This is a genomic window from Dactylosporangium sp. NPDC051087 (assembly GCF_055586325.1).
In genome coordinates, this window is record NZ_JBVJIJ010000043.1 from 55,578 (window position 1) to 72,408 (window position 16,831).

The 16,831-nt window shown below is 70.7% G+C and carries 16 protein-coding genes; 12 read left to right on the forward strand and 4 right to left on the reverse strand.

Going from position 1 to position 16,831, the window contains the following annotated elements; translation table 11 throughout:
• Nucleotides 1–187: 187 nt before the first annotated feature.
• The 5 genes from ACZ6TV_RS49505 to ACZ6TV_RS49525 all read left to right on the forward strand — a co-directional run bounded on the left by ACZ6TV_RS49505 (nucleotide 188) and on the right by ACZ6TV_RS49525 (nucleotide 5,677).
• Nucleotides 188–1,768, forward strand: coding sequence for a S8 family peptidase (locus tag ACZ6TV_RS49505; RefSeq protein ID WP_465307649.1), 1,581 nt, complete (start codon nucleotides 188–190; stop codon nucleotides 1,766–1,768).
• A gap of 160 nt (nucleotides 1,769–1,928) precedes the next feature.
• Nucleotides 1,929–2,546 (forward strand): SRPBCC family protein, encoded by a 618-nt coding sequence (locus ACZ6TV_RS49510; protein WP_465307651.1) that lies wholly within the window; start codon nucleotides 1,929–1,931, stop codon nucleotides 2,544–2,546.
• Nucleotides 2,547–2,658: 112 nt separating this feature from the next.
• Nucleotides 2,659–3,033, forward strand: a complete 375-nt coding sequence (locus tag ACZ6TV_RS49515; protein WP_203847576.1) for a response regulator transcription factor — start codon at nucleotides 2,659–2,661, stop codon at nucleotides 3,031–3,033.
• Entirely contained in the window at nucleotides 3,030–4,133 is a 1,104-nt protein-coding gene (locus tag ACZ6TV_RS49520; protein ID WP_465307653.1) for a HEAT repeat domain-containing protein, read from the forward strand. The genes ACZ6TV_RS49515 and ACZ6TV_RS49520 overlap by 4 nt, the downstream gene beginning before the upstream one ends.
• Entirely contained in the window at nucleotides 4,130–5,677 is a 1,548-nt protein-coding gene (locus ACZ6TV_RS49525) for a glycosyltransferase family 2 protein (RefSeq protein WP_465307655.1), read from the forward strand. The genes ACZ6TV_RS49520 and ACZ6TV_RS49525 overlap by 4 nt, the downstream gene beginning before the upstream one ends.
• On the opposite strand, the gene ACZ6TV_RS49530 is transcribed toward ACZ6TV_RS49525, so the two are convergent.
• The 4 genes from ACZ6TV_RS49530 to ACZ6TV_RS49545 form a co-directional block, all read right to left on the reverse strand.
• Nucleotides 5,643–7,328 carry an ATP-binding protein gene (locus tag ACZ6TV_RS49530; RefSeq protein ID WP_465307657.1) on the reverse strand — a complete coding sequence of 562 codons (1,686 nt, stop codon included), beginning with the start codon at nucleotides 7,326–7,328 and terminating at the stop codon, nucleotides 5,643–5,645. The genes ACZ6TV_RS49525 and ACZ6TV_RS49530 overlap by 35 nt on opposite strands.
• Before the next feature lie 92 nt (nucleotides 7,329–7,420).
• Nucleotides 7,421–8,149 carry a hydrolase gene (locus ACZ6TV_RS49535; protein ID WP_465307659.1) on the reverse strand — a complete coding sequence of 243 codons (729 nt, stop codon included), beginning with the start codon at nucleotides 8,147–8,149 and terminating at the stop codon, nucleotides 7,421–7,423.
• Nucleotides 8,150–8,242: 93 nt separating this feature from the next.
• The gene (locus ACZ6TV_RS49540) at nucleotides 8,243–8,953 is read right to left on the reverse strand and encodes a response regulator transcription factor (RefSeq protein ID WP_344512041.1); all 711 of its coding nucleotides are present in this window, start codon (nucleotides 8,951–8,953) and stop codon (nucleotides 8,243–8,245) included.
• The gene (locus ACZ6TV_RS49545) at nucleotides 8,950–10,905 is read right to left on the reverse strand and encodes a sensor histidine kinase (RefSeq protein WP_465307661.1); all 1,956 of its coding nucleotides are present in this window, start codon (nucleotides 10,903–10,905) and stop codon (nucleotides 8,950–8,952) included. The genes ACZ6TV_RS49540 and ACZ6TV_RS49545 overlap by 4 nt, the downstream gene beginning before the upstream one ends.
• Nucleotides 10,906–11,014: 109 nt before the next feature.
• Here ACZ6TV_RS49545 and ACZ6TV_RS49550 point away from each other — a divergent pair, with 109 nt between their 5' ends.
• The 7 genes from ACZ6TV_RS49550 (at nucleotide 11,015) to ACZ6TV_RS49580 (ending at nucleotide 16,740) form a co-directional block, all read left to right on the forward strand.
• The gene (locus ACZ6TV_RS49550; RefSeq protein ID WP_465307663.1) at nucleotides 11,015–11,731 is read left to right on the forward strand and encodes a sensor histidine kinase; all 717 of its coding nucleotides are present in this window, start codon (nucleotides 11,015–11,017) and stop codon (nucleotides 11,729–11,731) included.
• Nucleotides 11,732–11,767: 36 nt separating this feature from the next.
• On the forward strand, nucleotides 11,768–12,166 hold the full coding sequence (locus ACZ6TV_RS49555) for a DUF3224 domain-containing protein (RefSeq protein WP_465307665.1): 399 nt from the start codon (nucleotides 11,768–11,770) through the stop codon (nucleotides 12,164–12,166).
• A 31-nt stretch (nucleotides 12,167–12,197) separates the two neighbouring features.
• Nucleotides 12,198–13,451, forward strand: coding sequence for a GAF domain-containing sensor histidine kinase (locus ACZ6TV_RS49560; protein WP_465307667.1), 1,254 nt, complete (start codon nucleotides 12,198–12,200; stop codon nucleotides 13,449–13,451).
• 205 nt (nucleotides 13,452–13,656) lie between these two features.
• Nucleotides 13,657–14,292 (forward strand): response regulator transcription factor, encoded by a 636-nt coding sequence (locus ACZ6TV_RS49565; protein ID WP_344512051.1) that lies wholly within the window; start codon nucleotides 13,657–13,659, stop codon nucleotides 14,290–14,292.
• A 105-nt stretch (nucleotides 14,293–14,397) separates the two neighbouring features.
• Nucleotides 14,398–14,703 carry a putative quinol monooxygenase gene (locus tag ACZ6TV_RS49570; protein WP_465307669.1) on the forward strand — a complete coding sequence of 102 codons (306 nt, stop codon included), beginning with the start codon at nucleotides 14,398–14,400 and terminating at the stop codon, nucleotides 14,701–14,703.
• A 717-nt stretch (nucleotides 14,704–15,420) separates the two neighbouring features.
• Entirely contained in the window at nucleotides 15,421–16,113 is a 693-nt protein-coding gene (locus ACZ6TV_RS49575; RefSeq protein WP_465307671.1) for a DUF4145 domain-containing protein, read from the forward strand.
• A 153-nt stretch (nucleotides 16,114–16,266) separates the two neighbouring features.
• Nucleotides 16,267–16,740 carry a hypothetical protein gene (locus ACZ6TV_RS49580; RefSeq protein WP_465307673.1) on the forward strand — a complete coding sequence of 158 codons (474 nt, stop codon included), beginning with the start codon at nucleotides 16,267–16,269 and terminating at the stop codon, nucleotides 16,738–16,740.
• The last annotated feature ends 91 nt before the right edge of the window (nucleotides 16,741–16,831 follow it).

The following is a 16,831-nucleotide window of genomic DNA, read 5'->3' on the forward strand; positions in this document are numbered from 1 at the left end:
GACGCCCGGGGAGGTCCGCCCGGGTGGGCGACGCGGGCCTGAGCAGGCAACTTCCCTGCTACTCGCAGGGTCCCGAGCGTGCTCCTCACGGCCCGCAATCTTATTTCTGCAAGGCGATGACCACTAAGAACTTGAAAGCAAGGGATGTAGAAATATGCTGAACCGCCGCGTTCTCACCGTCCTGGCCATGACCGCCGCCGCTGCCGGCGCCTTCTCCTTCGCCTCCACCGCCTCGGCCGCCCCCGCACTGGGCACCGTCCGCGGCGCCGGCGAGGAAGGCGCGCTCCAGGACCGCTACATCGTGGTCCTGAAGGACGGCTCGACGACGACCTCCGACGCCCTCGCGGGCAAGGTCGGCGGCTCGGTGAGCACGCGGTTCGACAGCACGGTCAAGGGCTTCTCCGGCAAGATGAGCGCCACCTCCGCGCGCCGCCTCGCCGCCGACCCGGCCGTCAAGTACGTCGAGCAGGACAAGATCGTCAAGATCGAGGCGACGCAGACCTCCGCGACCTGGGGCCTGGACCGCATCGACCAGGCGGCGCTGCCGCTCAACGGCTCGTACACCTACGGCCCGGCCGGCAACGTCACCGCGTACATCATCGACACCGGCGTGCGGGCGACCCACAGCGAGTTCGGCGGCCGCGCCCGCTCCGGCTACGACTTCGTCGACAAGGACTCGGACTCGACCGACTGCCAGGGCCACGGCACGCACGTCGCGGGCACCGTCGGCGGCGCGACCTACGGCGTCGCCAAGGACGTCAAGATCGTCGGCGTCCGGGTGCTGGACTGCCAGGGCAGCGGCTCCTACTCGCAGATCATCGCCGGCGTCGACTGGGTGACCAAGAACGCCGTCAAGCCCGCCGTCGCGAACATGAGCCTGGGCGGCTCGGCCGGCTCCACCCTCGACGACGCGGTCAAGAAGTCGATCGCGTCCGGCGTGACCTACGCGGTCGCCGGCGGCAACGACTCCGCCAACGCCTGCACCAAGTCCCCGGCCCGCCTGCCCGAGGCGATCACCGTCGGCGCGACCGACAGCAAGGACGCCCGCGCCAGCTTCTCCAACTTCGGCAACTGCCTCGACCTGTTCGCCCCGGGCGTGAGCATCCTGTCCAGCGCCAACAGCGGCAACACCGGCACCACCAAGATGAGCGGCACCTCGATGGCCAGCCCGCACGTCGCCGGCGCGGCCGCGCTCTACCTGGCCGGTCACCCGACCGCCACCCCGGCGCAGGTCCGCGACGCGATCGTCAACGCCGCCGTCAGCAACGTCGTCACCGGCGCCGGCAACGGCTCGCCGAACAAGCTGCTCAACGTCACCGGCCTGATCGCCGCCCCGACCACCCCGACCACGCCGACCAACCCCACGACCCCGACCAACCCGACCACGCCGACGACCCCGACCACCCCGACCACCCCGGCCAACTGCGCCGCGGTCACCAACGGCGCCGACTACTTCATCGCCGACCGCGCCGTCGTCAACAGCAAGATCACCGTCGCGAACTGCACCGGCACGGGCTCGAAGACCGCCACCGTCAAGGTCGCCGTCAAGCACACCGACCGTGGCGACCTGCGCCTCGACCTGATCGCGCCGGACGGCACCGCGTACAAGCTGAAGTCCTCCATCTCCGGTGACGACGTGGCCAACCTGAACGCGACCTACACCGTCGACCTGTCCTCCGAGACCCGCAACGGCGTCTGGACCCTGCAGGTGCGCGACGTGTTCGCCGGCGACACCGGCACGCTGGACAGCTGGACCCTGACCGTCTGAACCCACCTCCCCCGGTGACCGATGACCCCCGCGTTCTCCGCGGGGGTCATCGGCGTTCTCCGCCGAAAAACCGCTGTTGTTGCAGAAACCGCGAATCCGTCTCAAGTAGGGCGTACCCGTCGGTACGGTGTTTGGCATCCGAGATCAAGGGGGACCGCCAATGAGCACCGCGCGAGAGTCCATCGAGGTGGCCGTCCCGGCCGGCGTCGCGTATGAGCAGCTCACCCACTTCGAGAACTACCCCCAGTTCATGTCCGGGGTGATGAGCATGGCGCCGATCGACGCCTCGACGGCCCACATGGTGCTGGACATCGGCGGCAACCGCGCGGAGTTCGACGCCCGGATCACCGAGTCCAGGCCCGGCGAGTTCCTCTGCTGGGAGGCCATGGACGGTCCGCAGGTCAGCGAGGCGCTCCGGCTGGAGCCGATGGCGGACGGGATGACCAGGGTCATCGCCGAGCTGCAGATCGACGCCCGCGAGCTGATGCCGACCGAGCAGCACGCCGTCGAGGTCCTCAACCGGCGGCTCAAGGCCGACCTCAAGGGCTTCAAGCGCTTCTGCGAGGAGGCCGCCACCCGGACGGCCGCCGGCGCGAGCACCAAGACCGCGACGAACCGGCCGATCACCGCGACCCCGGCGACCATCGCACGCGGCATCGCGTCGGCGTCCGGGATGACGCACGCCAGCAACGAGCGGCCGCCGCAGGGCCCGCCGCCCGCCGGGAACCTCGGACCCATGCAGCACATGCACGCCCGCGGCAAGCAGGCGCGGCTCTGACCGCCTGCGGACTACGGGGCGCCGGCCACCTGCCGGCGCCCTTCTGGATCCTCGGACATTCGCACCAAATGCCACATATGATGAAATCTCACGGGTGAGAGGAGCGAGGCCCATGACCGCGATCCTGGTCGCCGACGACGACATGGACATCAGGGACCTCGTGGCCTTCAAGCTCGAGCAGGCCGGCTACGACGTCGTCGCCGTCGACAACGGCCTCGCCGCGCTGACCGAGGCGACCCAGAACCCTCCGGATCTCGTCGTGCTCGACGTCATGATGCCCGGCATGTCCGGCATCGACGTCTGCCGCCAGCTCCGGCAGGACGCCGGCACCAAGGCACTGCCGATCATCCTGCTGACCGCGCGCGCCCAGGAGGGCGACGTCGAGGTCGGCTTCGGCGCCGGTGCCGACGACTACATCGTCAAGCCCTTCAGCCCCCGGGAGCTGGTGAGCCGCGTCGAGGCCGTGCTGGCGCGGATGCGCACGTGACGCTCGCCGGCGCCGCCCTCGTGGCGCTGGCGGTCCTGCTCGTCGCGGCCCTGGTCTTCGGCGGTCTCATCGTCGGCGGCAGGACCGTGCGCCGCGCCCGCGAGGCCCGCCGGGCGAAGCTCGCCGCGCCCGCCCGCAAGCTGCTGCTCGCCATCGCCGCCGGGGACGACGACCCCGACCAGATCGAGGCGCTCGTCCGGTTGTCCGACGAGGTCTGGCAGGCGGTGGAGCCCAACGCGATCGCCTTGCTGGGCAAGGTCCGCGGCGAGGCGCACACCGCGCTCGTCGACGTGTTCGAGCGCCGTGGCGCCGCCTGGCGGGCCCGCGCCCAGCTGCGCCGCCGCGACGCGGTGGCCCGCGCGCAGGCCGCCGAGGTGCTGGGCAACCTGGGCCGCAAGGACGCGCTGCTGCCCCTGTGCGACCTGCTCGGCGACCCCGACCCGGACGTCCGCGTCGTCGCCGCCCGCTCGCTCGGCCGGATCGGCGACTCCGGCGCGACCCAGCCGCTGCTGGCCACCCTCGCCAGCCGGCGCATGGTCCCGCAGCAGGTCGTGGCGACCGCGCTGACCCGGCTCGGCACCGCCGCGCAGGGCGCCCTGCTGTCCAGCCTCGACGATCCGCGGGCACCGATCCGGGCCACCGCCGCGGAGGTGCTGGGTCTCATCGGTGCCGCGGGTGCCACGGTACGGGTGGAGAGCGCCCTGCGGGCGGACCCGTCCATCGACGTGCGGGTCAGCGCGGCCAGGACACTCGGCCGGCTCGGCACCCGCACCGCGCTCGCGCCGCTGCTCGACTCGCTCGAGCCGGACCGTCCCGTGGCCCTGCGGGCGGAGGCGGCGAAGGCCCTCGGCGAGCTCGGCGCCGTCACCGCCGCGCCCGCGCTGACCGCGCTGCTGTCCGACCTCGAATACGTCGTGGCGCACAACGCGGCCCGCTCGCTGCTGCGGCTCGGCAACGCCGGCCGGGCGGCCCTCACCGCGGCTGAGCACCGCGCCGAGACCGAGCCCGGCGACCAGCGGGTCCTGCTCGGCGCCGCGCACGCCCGTGAGGCCCTGGCCGCCGCCGAGCTCGACGACCACCGCAGGCAACTCGTGCCATGATCGCCGACTGGGTCCGGCAGATTCTGACCGTCACGGACATCTTCATCCTGACGTACTTCCTGCTGATCAACTCCAGCTACCTGGTGCTGATCGTGCTGGCCTCGGCCGAGTTCGTGCACCACATGCGCCGGGTGCCGTTCGCCGGGCACGAGGAGACCTACCGCAGCCCGCTCACTCAGCCGGTGTCCGTCCTGGTCCCCGCGCACAACGAGTCGGCCGGGATCGTGCAGTCGGTCATGGCGATGCTGGCCCTGCGGTATCCGGTCTTCGAGGTCATCGTCATCGACGACGGGTCGACCGACGACACGTTCGAGCGGCTCCAGGAGGAGTTCGGCCTGGTCGAGGTGCCCCGCGTGGTGCCCGACGCGACGCCGACCCGCGGCAAGATCCAGTCGGTGCACGTGCCGCGGGACCGCCCCGACCCGCTCGTCGTGGTCCGTAAGCACAACGGCGGCAAGACCGACGCCGTCAACACGGGGATCAACGTCGCCCAGTACCCGCTGGTCTGCATGGTCGACGCGGACTCGGTGCTCGACCCGCAGGCGCTGCTGTCGGTGGCGAAACCCTTCACCGACGACCCCGTCCGCACCGTCGCGTCCGGCGGGGTCATCCGCGTCGCGAACGGCTGCACGGTCGTCGCCGGTCGTATCGTCGACGTGCGGATGCCCAGGAGCTGGCTGCCCCGGGTGCAGGTGGTGGAGTACCTGCGGGCGTTCCTGCTCGGCCGGACGGGCTGGTCGCGCATCGGCGGGCTGCTCATCATCTCCGGCGCGTTCGGCATCTTCCGCCGGGACCTGCTCATCGAGGTCGGCGGCCTGGACCACGACTGCATCGGTGAGGACGCGGAGCTGGTCGTCCGGCTGCACAAGCACCTGCGCCGGCAGCGGCGCGACTACCGGATCGTGTTCGTCGCCGAGCCGGTGTCGTGGAGCGAGGCGCCCAGCTCGCTGAAGGTGCTCGGCAAGCAGCGCCGGCGTTGGCACCGCGGCATCACCGAGATCCTCAGCAAGCACCGTGGCATGATCCTGAACCCGAAGTACGGCCGGATCGGGATGGTCGCGATGCCGTACTACGTGCTGTTCGAGCTGCTGGCGCCGATCATCGAGCTGGCCGGGGTGGTCCTCGTCCCGCTGGGGCTGTACGTGGGCGCGATCAACGCCAGGTTCGCGCTCGTGTTCGTGGCCGTCGCGTACGGCTACGCGTTGCTGCTCAACCTGATCGCGCTGACGGTCGAGGAGTACTCGTTCCACCGGTACCACCGCTGGACCGACCTCATCGCGTCGGTCCTCGCCTCCGTCCTGGAGAACTTCGGCTACCGGCAGCTGACCGCGATGTGGCGCACGATGGGCATGTGGGCCGCGATCAAGGGCGGCAAGCACGAGTGGGGGCAGATGACCCGCACCGGGTTCCAGACGGTGCTGACCCCTCCGTCCCCGGAGCCGGCCAGAGCCGCTTCACCGGAGCCGGCCGAACCCGCGTCGCCGAAGCCGGCCGAGCCGGCGGAGAAGGTCACAGCCAAAGAGGACGTTCGCGTGGAATCCTGATCGTGAACGTGGTGCCGGCGCCGGGGACGCTCGCCACGCCGATCTCCCCGCCGTGCCCCTCGACGATCGTCTTCGTGATCGCCAGGCCGAGGCCGGCGCCCTGGACCGCCTCACGGACGGCGAACGTGCCGCGGTAGAAGCGGGTGAAGAGCTGACCCTGCTCCGCCGGGTCGATGCCGACGCCGGTGTCGCGGACCTTGATCACCACGTGGTCGTCGTCGACGCCCGCGGTCATCTCGATGAGCCCGCCGTCGGGGGTGAAGTTGATCCCGTTGACCAGCAGGTTGACCAGGGCCCGTTCGAGCTGCTCGGGGTCGGCCTCCACGGTGCCGAGGTGCGGCGCGATGCGCAGCTCCAGGCGGTGGTCGCGGCGCCTGGCGCGCGGCTCGACGGCGGCGTGCGCGGCGACGAGCACGTCGGTGAGGTCCGTGACGCCGAGGTTCAGGTCGAACACCCCGGCCTCGATCCTGGAGATGGTGAGCAGGTCCTCGATGAGCGCCCGCAGCCGGTCGGAGTTGCGCCCGATGACGTTGAGCATCCGGGCCTGCGCCGGGTTGAGCTCGCCGGCGTCGCCGGACGTGAGGACCTCGAGATGGCCGATGACGTTGGTCAGCGGCGTGCGGAACTCGTGCGACACGGTCGCCACGAAGTCGCTCTTGACCACGTCGAGCTCGCGCAGCCGGGAGACCGCCTCGCGCTCGTGCTCGTAGGCGGCGCGCAGCGCCTCCTCGGCCCGCTTGCGGTTGGTGATGTCGTGCACGAACGCGTTGAAGCTCCAGCCCTGCATCGCGTCCTGCACCGCCCAGACGGCGAGCTCGACCGGGAACTCGTAGCCGTTGGCGTGCCACGCGTCGATCTCGATCCGGTTGTCGAGCACGTGCCGCTCGCCCGTGGTGATGAAGCGCCCGACGCCGAGGTGGTGGGCCTCGCGGTGCCGCGGCGGCACGATCGTGTCCGCCAGCCGGCGGCCGATCGCCTCCTCCTTCGACAGGCCGAACACCTTCTCGGCGGCGGCGTTCCAGCCGGTGATCATGCCGCCCTCGTCCATCGCGATGAACGCCTCGATGCAGCTGTCGAGGATGCGCTCCATCCGCTCCGAGCCGAAGCGCAGCGCCTGGGTCGCGGCCATCCGGTCGGCGACCCGGCCGAGCTGCATGCCCACGTCGGACATGATCTCCAGCAGCCGCGGGTCGGGCTCTCCCGGCTCGTGCGTGAAGAACTCCAGCACCGCGGAGACCACGCCGCGGCCGGTGATCGGCAGTGCGATGGCGGCGCCGACGCCCGTGGTCGCGCCGGGGACGCGGGACCGGATGAAGGTCGCGTCCGTGGAGACGTCCGCGCTCCAGACGGGCCTGCCGGTGCGGGCGGCCATGCCGACGATGCCGCCGCCGTACGTGAAGCGGAACCCCTGACTGGCGGCCCGCAGACCGTCGAACGAGCCGGGGACGTCCTCGAACCAGATGTCGGTCGACACGAAGATGCGCCGGTCGCGCTCGTCCGGCAGGCAGAGGTGGCCGGCGTTCCAGCCGGTGGCCGAGCAGACCGCCCTGATCACGGGCAGCCCGGCGTCGGTGATGTTGTCGACCTCGTTCGCGATCCTGGTCGCCTCCTGCAACAGGGAGACCAGGACGAGTTCGCGATCCTTCGACACATCTTCGATCCTAAAGTCGGACCCGCCGCGATCAGCCCGTTTCGGGCGGATAGCGGCGGGTCCTGGGTTGATCTTCGCCGGGTGGGAACCGTTCAGGCCGTGGCCGGTGAACGGTGCAACGCCGCGGCGATCTCGCGGACGTACCGGTAGTAGCCGACCTCGCTGGCGCGCACGCCGTCGCTGACCGCGACCAGCCGCACGCCGCCCTCGGCGCAGGCCTGGGCGAAGCGCAGGCCGGGCAGCCGGTGCCGCTCGCTGACCTCGACGGCGGTGCCGTTGGCGCGGCACGCCTCGACCAGCTCGGCGATCGCCGAGTCCGGCACCGCGGCCTCGTCGATCCCGGCCCGCGCCAGGAAGTCCAGCGGCCGGGCCAGGCGGGTCGGCGCGTAGCGGGAGACCCGCTCCACGGCCAGCCCGGTCACGGTGACGACCTGGTCGATCACGTCGAGGGCGCGCATCGTGCCGTTGTCGATGAGCCCGCGCACGGCGTCGGGGCTGAGCAGCCCGGCCGGCAGCGGCAGGCGGTTGAGCCCGACGGAGATGACCTCGAGACCGTTGAGGTCCGACGGGAACGCCAGCCAGCCGTCGATGCCGATCGCCTCGACCTCGACGCCGCGGCGCAGGACGATGTCGGTGCGCTGCTGGGCGCGCTGGATCGACGAGAGGTACGGCGGCAGCCAGCTCGTGTCGGGTCCCACCCGGTCGGCGAAGGTCACCTCGGTCAGTCCCGCCTGCTCGGCGCTGGCTACGAGGACGCTGACGCTGTCCCGGCCGGACGAGAAGGCGGTGTGGACGTGGCCGTCGGCGGCAAGGTCGATCATGTGGGCTCTCTTCCCTGGGGCTGGCTGCTCTTTCCAGGTGTAAGACTGCCGGGCCCGGGTCCCCTGCCCCGGTCCCGGCCAGTTGCGCTTGGGTTATTCGCCCGCACGGTCCAGCACGGGGCGCCGGTAGCGGTAGCCGAAGCCGCGCACCGACTCGATCGGCGACGCGTCGGGGTCGGTCCAGCCGAGCTTGCGCCGCAGCCGGAGCACCGCGAACTTGACCCGCTCCGGGCCGATGCCGGTCGGGTCGTCCCACGCCTGCGCGAGCAGCTGGTTGGGTGACAGCACCGCGCCGGCGTGCCGGACGAGCACGTTGAGGAGCCGGAACTCGGTCGGCGTCAGGCGTACCTCGTCGCCGGCGACGAACGTGCGCCGGGCCGCCGGGTCGATGCGCAGGACGCCGTCGTCGTACACCTCGTCCGCCCAGGACGCGGGTCCGGCACTGCGCCGCAGCAGCGCCTCGACCCTCGCCACGAGCTCGGCGTTGGTGAACGGCTTGGTCAGGTAGTCGTCGGCACCGCCACGCAGTCCCCGCACCTTGTCCGACTCCTGCCCGTGCGCTGTCAGCAGCAGCACCGGGACGTCACTGACGTCCCGCAACCGCTCCAGGACCTGCCATCCGTCCATGCCGGGCAGGCCGATGTCGAGGATGACGAGCTCCGGGCGCTCCGTGTAGGCGTCCCTGAGCCCGGTCCTGCCGTCCTTGGCGTGTGCGACCTGGTGTCCGGCCCGCGTCAGCAGCAGGCGCAGAGCCATGGCGATATCCGGATCGTCCTCGACGACGAGAAGTCGGCTCACGATCATCCCCCGTTTCGTGCTGGTCGCGAAGGCAACGACAGCGTGACCGTCGTGCCGACCCCTTCGGTGCTGGCGACGCTGATGCCGCCGCCGTGCAGTTCGACGATGGCCCGGCTCACCACGAGCCCGAGCCCGGTGCCGGGCATGATCTGCCGCCCGACCGCCGCGGCCACGTTGGAGCCGCGGAAGAATGCGCTGAAGAGCCGGGGCAGGTCGGCGGCGGGTATGCCCACACCCGAGTCGGCCACGGCGATCGTCCAGCCGTCATCACCGGGACCGGCCCGGACGGTGACCCGCCCCCCGCTCGGCGTGAACTTGACCGCGTTGCTCACCAGGTTGTCCACGACCTGGTGGATCCGGGTGTCGTCGCAGATCACCTCGGGCCCTTCGGCGCACTCCAGGACGAGGTCGAGCCCGGCCGCGAGCGCCACCGGGGTCCGCTCGGCGACGGCGGCCGCGAGCAGCTCGGACAGCCTGGTCGGCACCGGTTTCAGCTGCAGGGTGCGCGCCTCCAGCCGGGACAGCAGCAGGAGGTCCTCGATCAGCCGCAGCAGCCGGTTGGCGTTGCGGTCGATGACGTCGAGGTACGTGCGCTGATCCTCGGACAGGTCGCCGGTGGTGGCGTCGCCGAGCAGATGGGCGAACGCGACGACCGACGACAGCGGCCCGCGCAGCTCGTGCGAGACGCTGGCGACGAACTCGTTGTTGAGCGCGGTCGCCTCGACCAGCGCCCGGTTGCGCTCCTCCAGCCCGCGGCTGCGTTCCTCCAGCCCGCGGCTGCGCTCTTCCAGGCCGCGGGTCTGCTCCTCCAGCCCGCGGCGGACCGCGACCCGGGCGGTGACGTCGCGGAGGTGCACGAGCGTGCCGGAGTCGGACTCGCCGGGACCGGCCACCGGGACCAGGTCGAGCTCCAGGACGCGCCCGTCGTCGAACGGGATCTCCTCGCCGACGATCGCGCGCCGCAGGCGCAGCGCCTCGCGCAGCCGCCCGACCCGGGCCGAGTCCGGGCCGAGCCGCTCGACCGCGCGGTCGATGACCCCGGCCCAGTCGAGCGGATCGTCGCCGGTCAGCTGGTCGCGCACGATGCCGGGCACGGCCATGCCGGTGTCCAGGAGCCGGTGCGCGGCGAGGTTGGCCAGGCCGACCCGGCCCTGCTCGTCGAGCAGCAGGAGCCCGTCGTCCATCGTCTCCACGAGCCGGGCGAGGCGCTGCTGCTCGACGGCGACGGCCCGCTCGGTCTCGCGCTGGCGGGTGACGTCGATCCCGAAGAAGACCACCACGCCGACGTCGGCGTCGTCGACGTACGTGCGGGCGACGACCTCGACGGTGCGCCAGCGGCCGGCGGCGGTGCACATCCGCAGGTCGACCGTGCCCGCCGGGTGCCGGCCGGTGCAGCAGGTGAGGAACATGGCGACGGCGGCCGGCCGGTCGTCGGGGTGGATCAGGTCGATGACGCGGTAGTCCGGGGGTCTGTGCCGGTCGTACCCGAGGACGGTGCCGAACGAGTCGGACAGCGCGCTCCACCCCCGGGCGGGGTCGACGGTCAGGATCATGGCCCGCGCGCCGGCGGTGATCGCCCAGGCGAGCGGCGAGCCGAGCATCGGCGGCGGCGGCACGGCCCGGCACGGCTGGGCGAGGGCCCGGTCGGCGGCGGCGGCGATCTCCGCGGCGGCGCCGAGCAGCTCCGTGCGGGCGGGGGCGGCGCTGAACTCCACACGCAGCTCCTGTCCCCACTGGGCCGGTCCGACCGGCAGCCGCTCGAGCAGGTCGAGCTCGCCGACGACGGGCGTCAGGGCGGAGACGATCTCGGCGCCGCGCACCCCCGAGAAACCCCGCAACTGCGCGACGAGGCGCTGCGCGTCCACCACGGTGGTCGCGTTCGCGGCACGGACCACCAGGTCGACCACGGCGCCCTCGATCAGGCCCGTGTCGACCAGACGGTCGGTCTCTCCACGCAAAGCTCTCCTCGGCCGGCAGCCCTCACGACATTCGTCGCTTACTGTCGGTACACACATATACTACGCAATGTAATGACATGTCCTGTAACGTTTCCGGAGGACCGAGGGGGTGCGCATCACTGACGACACCGCCACCGAAACCACCCGATCGCCCGGCGCGACGAGCGGCGACGGCATGTCGGAGCTGCGGACCGAGTTCATCCGGGTGGCCGCGCACGAACTGCGCACCCCATTGACGTCGATCATCACGTTCGCGAACATGCTCGACGCCGGGGACGTCATCGAGCTCGACCCCAGCGACCGGCACTCGGCGCTCACCGCCATCCGGCGCAACGCGGAGCGCATGCAGCTCACCGTCGCCGACCTCATGCTCCTGGCCGAGCTGGAGGCCGCCGAGGCGCCGCTCGACGCGGTCCGGGTCGACCTGCGGCCACTGCTCAACGAGGTCGCCTGCGGGCTCGCCGTCGCCCTGGACGTGCCGGACGCCGCGCACCTCTTCGGCGACGAGCCGCTGCTGCGCCAGCTGCTGCGCACCGCCGTCGACGTCGCCGGGGTGGTCAACGACGCCGACCGGCCGATCACCGTCACCGTCACCCGCGACGCGGGCGTGTGGACGGTGCGGGTCGCCGCCACCGTCGCCGGCCCGCTCAGCGCGGAACGCCTGCTGTCCATGCGGATCCCGCACCCGGACCACCCGGGCGAGCACCGTACCGGCGCGCTCGCCCTCATGCTCGGCAGGGAGATCGCCGCCAGGCACCGCGGCGGCATGGTCACGTCCGTCGAGCAGCGCGGCGTCACCGTCACGATCACGCTTCCCCAATCCTGACGCAGGCTGTCAGGTAGGTGGGGCAGGCTTACCGGCATGGGAACCAGGGCCGTCGCGCCGTTCAGCATCGAAGGCTGGGAAGAGGACGTCTACGACGAGCGCCCCGGCGCCCGCCTGACACGCACCAGGATCACCAAGCGGTTCAGCGGCGACTTCGCCGGCACCAGCGAGGCCGAGACCCTCATGTGCGGCGCCGCCGTGGAGGGCTCGGCCGCGTACGTCGGCTTCGAACGCTTCCTCGGCAGCCTCCACGGCCGGACGGGCACGTTCGTGCTGCACCACACCGCGTCCGGCTCCGGCGGGCAGCGCGGCGGCTCCTGGACGATCGTCCCGGACACCGGCACCGGCGAGCTCACCGGCATCAGCGGCGGCGGCGAGATCGAGATCGCGCAGGACGGGGCGCACACCCTGGTCCTGGACTACGAACTGGCCTGACCGGCAACTTTCGCCGCCTATGGTCGGCACCATGAGCACCAAGACCTTCCCGATCCCGGCCGACGAGCAGGAACGGCTGGCGGCACTCGCGGAGTACGGCATCCTCGACGCTCCCCCGCTGCCGGACCTGCCGTCGGTCGTCGAGCTCGCCGCGTACGTCTGCGGCGTGCCGAACGCGGTCGTCAACATCATCTCCTCGACCCACCAGCACCAGATGGCCGCCTACGGCTTCCAGGCCGGCGTCTGCGACCGCGAGGACTCGATGTGCGCGCTCAGCATCGTCGAGCCGGACACCGTCGTCGTCGCCGACGCGACCCTCGACCCGCGCTTCGCCCACAACCCGTTCGTCACCGGCGAGATCGACGACGTGCGCTTCTACGCCTCCGCGCAGCTGCGCGACCGCAACGGGCACGTCCTGGGCAGCCTCTGCGTCTTCGACCAGCAGCCGCACGAGCTCACCCCGCAGCAGCGCGAGGGCCTGGACAAGCTGGCCCGCATGGTCATGGACGTGATGGACCTGCACCGGCACGGCCAGCTCCTCGAACAGGCCCTCGACAAGGTCCAGCGCACGACCCGCGAGCTGCAGCGCTCCAACGCCTCCCTGCAGCACTTCGCCGGCCAGGTCAGCCACGACCTGAAGAACCCGCTCACCGGCGTCCTCGGCTTCGTCGCCATGCTCGCCGACACCGACGCGGTCATGGCCGACCCCACCGCGAAACGCTGCATCGACCGGGCCCTGTCCTCCGCGACGCGCATGTGGCGCATGATCGAGGACGTCCTGTCGCACGCGTCGCTCGGCGGACGCCCGTCCTTCGCCCCGGTCGACCTCGGCGCCGTCGTCCACCAGGTCGTCGACGACGTCAGCTACGCGATCTCGACCGTCGGGGCGACAGTGGACGTCGGTCCGCTGCCCATGGTGTACGGCGACGCCACCCAGCTCCGCGTCCTCGTGCAGAACCTGGTCAGCAACTCGCTGAAGTTCCGCGACCGCGGGCGCGACTGCCACGTCGCCATCACCGGCACAGAGTCCCCCGACGGCTGGACGATCGCCATCGCCGACAACGGCATCGGCATCGCCGCCGAGGACCGCCCGCGCGTGCTGGAGATGTTCACCAGGCTGCGCACCGACATCGAGGGCTCGGGCATCGGCCTCGCCACCTGCCAGTGCATCGTGGAGGCGCACGACGCCAGCCTCGTGATCGACGAGACGCCCGGGGGCGGCACCACCGTGCGCATCACGCTGCCCCGCCCCGGCCTGCCCTCCCTGCCGGCGCTCCCCCGCTGACGCCGGCTTCCGGCGGGTTGATTTCCGGCCGAAGAGCTGACGGTGTCCACCGGTGTCCGATTGTCCTGCGGTGCAGCACGGTTGCCGACGAGCGCAGGTCAATTGCAGCGTCTGGCCTCCCGACCATGCCGCCTGCGACGCTTGAACGGCACCGATCCACGCCGTAAACGTGCAGGCCACGGCACACTTTCCTTGAGGAGCCCAGATGACGATCCGACTGGTCGCCGTCGATGAACACGTCCTTCTCCGACTCGGCCTCAACCGTGTCGTGGCGACCGTCCCGGACATCACCCTGGTCGGCGAGGCCGGCAGCGCCGCGGAAGCGGAACGCGTCGTCGCCGAGACCCGCGCCAACGTCGTGACCATCGACGCCTCCCTCGCCGACAGCGACGGCATCAGCCTCGCCCGCCGCCTCCGCGCCGCCAGCCCCGACCTCGGCGTCGTGCTGCTCAGCGCGGTCAGCGACGACAACCTCCTCTACCGCGCCCTCGACGCCGGCCTCTCCGCGTACGTCACCAAGGCCGCCCCCATCCCGTCGGTCCTCGCCGCCATCCGGCACGCGGCCGTCGCCCCGCACTCCTTCACCGCGCCCGGCCTGTCCTCCGCCCTCTCCCGCCGCCGCGGCCAGACCGGCCTGCTCAGCCAGCGTGAGCAGGAGGTCCTCTCCCTCATGCGGGACGGCCTCAGCCTGCCGACGATCGCCCAGCGGCTCGCCGTCTCCGAGGCCACCGTCAAGACCTACGTGTCCCGCCTGTACAGCAAGCTCCGCGTCAACAACCGCTCCCAGGCCCTCATGGCCGCCGTCAACCAGGGCCTCCTCGTCTCGGCGGACGCCGCCTGACCCTGCGGCTGCCGAACAGCTTCCCGAACAGCTTTTCAGCGCGGACCGGCCACCACGGCCGGTCCGCGTTTTCGTCGTCCCCGCACCGGTGCAAGGGTGTGGGGCATGTTCGCATTGGTTGTACGGTTCGACCTGAAGGACACCGGCAGCGCCGAGGCGTTCGACGAGCTCGTCGCCCTCACCATCGAGGGGATCAGGGCCGAGGAGCCCGGCACGCTCGTCTACGCCACCCACACCGTCGCCGGCGAGCCGCTGGCCCGGGTCTTCTACGAGCTGTACCGCGACCGCGAGGCGTTCGAGGAACACGAACGCCGGCCCCACGTCAGGCACTTCCTCGCCCGGCGCGACGAGTACGTCGCCGCGACCCGCGTCGAGTTCCTGGATCCCGCCACCAGCAAGGGAATCGCCTGACCGCACCCACCGACGGTCCCGCCTCCCTGACGCCCCGCCGTCGACGATGGCGCCGGACGCCGGCACTGGCGTGGAACGCCCCGTCGGGGAGTCGCGTCAGGAATGACGACCTCGCGCCACGGCCCGGTGCCCCGCTGAGCCCCATCCCCTCATATACCCACGCGTCGTCCGGCCCGCTGTGCGTCGGCACGACCTGCCGCCGAAATCCCAGACCGCCACCGCGTGACGATCCCAGCCAACGCAAAAGCGGCGGTCATGTCCCGGGGTGAGCCGGGCATGACCGCCACTGTGCGACTGAAGGCCTTACAGGGCCAGGTCGTACTGGTACAGGTTGCACCTCCAGCGCTGAGCTGACTACCTGGGCAAGTGGCCGTGCCAGGGCCTGCGACCTGCGGGTTCGGCCCCATCGTTTCTCATCAGTTCCCGGCACTGCGGGCCGCGTTCTGTATGCGGTGCCTACCTGCCGATCTTGGTGGCCCATCCCGTCGACACACGGTTTAGGAACGGAGAAGCGGCCGAGCTGTACCAGGCCGCTGGCCTGCGCGAACGTCAGCATGGTCGCCTGTGCGTTCAAGGCCATGACACGCATAGGCCGATTGCTCCACGGCTGCGCATAGGACAGCACGGCGCGCGCATCCTACTAACGTCGCAAACAGAGGTGCGGTGGCGCGCCGCCGTGTGGCATGCTTACTCACTGCCTTCGATAAGGAAGTCCGGATGCCCAGCCAGAAGCCTGTCGTACCTCGTTTCCACCTTGACGCATACCATTGCCCCTTCCCGGAGTGCGGCGTTTACGCGAAGCAACTGATCGTGAAAATCTCCTTCGATACACAGATCTACGATGCGAGTCGCTGGGGTGCGAAAAGGTGTTTTGCGTGCGACAAGATTACGCTCTGGAAGCAGGAAAACTCACCTCAAGGCCTAATGGTCCTTGTCTTTCCAACTGTTGCAGTATCGACAGCTCCGCACCCTGACGCACCTGGCGAAGTTGCGGATGTCTTTATCGAGGCGGCCGAGGTCTACTCCAAATCTCCCCGTGCGGCGGCGGCCTTGTTGCGCCTTGGACTGCAAATGCTCGTTGACGGCCTCGTGCCTGGCAGTGGAACCATTGACAGTAAGATTGGAACTCTTGTCGGGCAAGGTCTCGATGTTCAGGTAAGCAGTGCAATGGATATCCTGCGAGTAATCGGAAACAACGCCGTCCATCCTGGACAGATCGATGTAACCGATGATCCCGCGTTGGTTCCAGCGTTATTCGAACTCCTGAACCTGATTGTGGAGCAGATGATCGCCAGGCCGAAGCATGTCGCGAAACTGCTGCAGAGCCTGCCGGCCGCCAACCAGGCGGCGATTCAGGCCCGCAACGCCCGGGCAATCGCAGCGCAGACAACCAGTACATCGACACCGTAGGGCGTATCACCCTTCGCCGCATCTACGACAACGACGGCCTGGACGCCGAACCCGCCCGGACCACCGCCAAACCGATCGCCCGGTTCAAGGCCCGCACACCAGAACCCGCCCGACGCACCCCAGCAGCAAGAACAGATGTGGGAGCCTGAACCCATGCAAGCCCCCACCCCGCCTGCGGAATCAATCGCAGCCGCCGACTCGCCGGACTGGTCGACCCGCGCTGCCGCAGGACACCAACTCGCCGCGTGGGCCGACCGCAACGACATTGCAGATATCCTCCGCCGGCTCATCCTCGATCGCGGCGATACCGCCGTGGTCGAAACAACCTGCCTGGCCCTGCTGCGCCGCAACGACGTTCACGGCACCCGACTCGTCGCCGAAGCGGTCACCAAAGCTCACAACCTTCTCCGCGACCGCCTCGACCACATCGACCATCTCCACGACGCCGTCATCAACTACCTCGCCGCCGACGGCGCCGTCGACGAACTCCTCGCCCGATGCGACGCGCTGACCCGCGATTCCGCCGCCGCCACAGCGACCGGGGCGGCACACCTGGCCAGCTGGGCTCGGCCCTGGTCCCCGACGGCCGACCAATCCACTACCCTGCCCGACAACAAAGTCCTCTAGTACGGCAGCCGCCGTTCGGGATCATGGCTGAAGCTCGGCGCTGAGTCGTCGTGCGTAGTGGGAGCGGCGGGCTCGGGCTTGGTGGCGGCGT

Excerpts from the sequence above, each read along its gene's own strand:
- ACZ6TV_RS49515 (WP_203847576.1), top strand. The coding sequence starts at position 2,659 with ATGACCGCGATCCTGGTCGCCGACGACGACATGGACATCAGGGACCTC.
- ACZ6TV_RS49505 (WP_465307649.1), top strand. The coding sequence starts at position 188 with ATGACCGCCGCCGCTGCCGGCGCCTTCTCCTTCGCCTCCACCGCCTCG.
- ACZ6TV_RS49535 (WP_465307659.1), bottom strand. The coding sequence starts at position 8,149 with ATGATCGACCTTGCCGCCGACGGCCACGTCCACACCGCCTTCTCGTCC.
- ACZ6TV_RS49565 (WP_344512051.1), top strand. The coding sequence starts at position 13,657 with ATGACGATCCGACTGGTCGCCGTCGATGAACACGTCCTTCTCCGACTC.
- ACZ6TV_RS49540 (WP_344512041.1), bottom strand. The coding sequence starts at position 8,953 with ATGATCGTGAGCCGACTTCTCGTCGTCGAGGACGATCCGGATATCGCC.
- ACZ6TV_RS49580 (WP_465307673.1), top strand. The coding sequence starts at position 16,267 with ATGCAAGCCCCCACCCCGCCTGCGGAATCAATCGCAGCCGCCGACTCG.
- ACZ6TV_RS49525 (WP_465307655.1), top strand. The coding sequence starts at position 4,130 with ATGATCGCCGACTGGGTCCGGCAGATTCTGACCGTCACGGACATCTTC.
- ACZ6TV_RS49555 (WP_465307665.1), top strand. The coding sequence starts at position 11,768 with ATGGGAACCAGGGCCGTCGCGCCGTTCAGCATCGAAGGCTGGGAAGAG.
- ACZ6TV_RS49510 (WP_465307651.1), top strand. The coding sequence starts at position 1,929 with ATGAGCACCGCGCGAGAGTCCATCGAGGTGGCCGTCCCGGCCGGCGTC.
- ACZ6TV_RS49560 (WP_465307667.1), top strand. The coding sequence starts at position 12,198 with ATGAGCACCAAGACCTTCCCGATCCCGGCCGACGAGCAGGAACGGCTG.
- ACZ6TV_RS49575 (WP_465307671.1), top strand. The coding sequence starts at position 15,421 with ATGCCCAGCCAGAAGCCTGTCGTACCTCGTTTCCACCTTGACGCATAC.
- ACZ6TV_RS49570 (WP_465307669.1), top strand. The coding sequence starts at position 14,398 with ATGTTCGCATTGGTTGTACGGTTCGACCTGAAGGACACCGGCAGCGCC.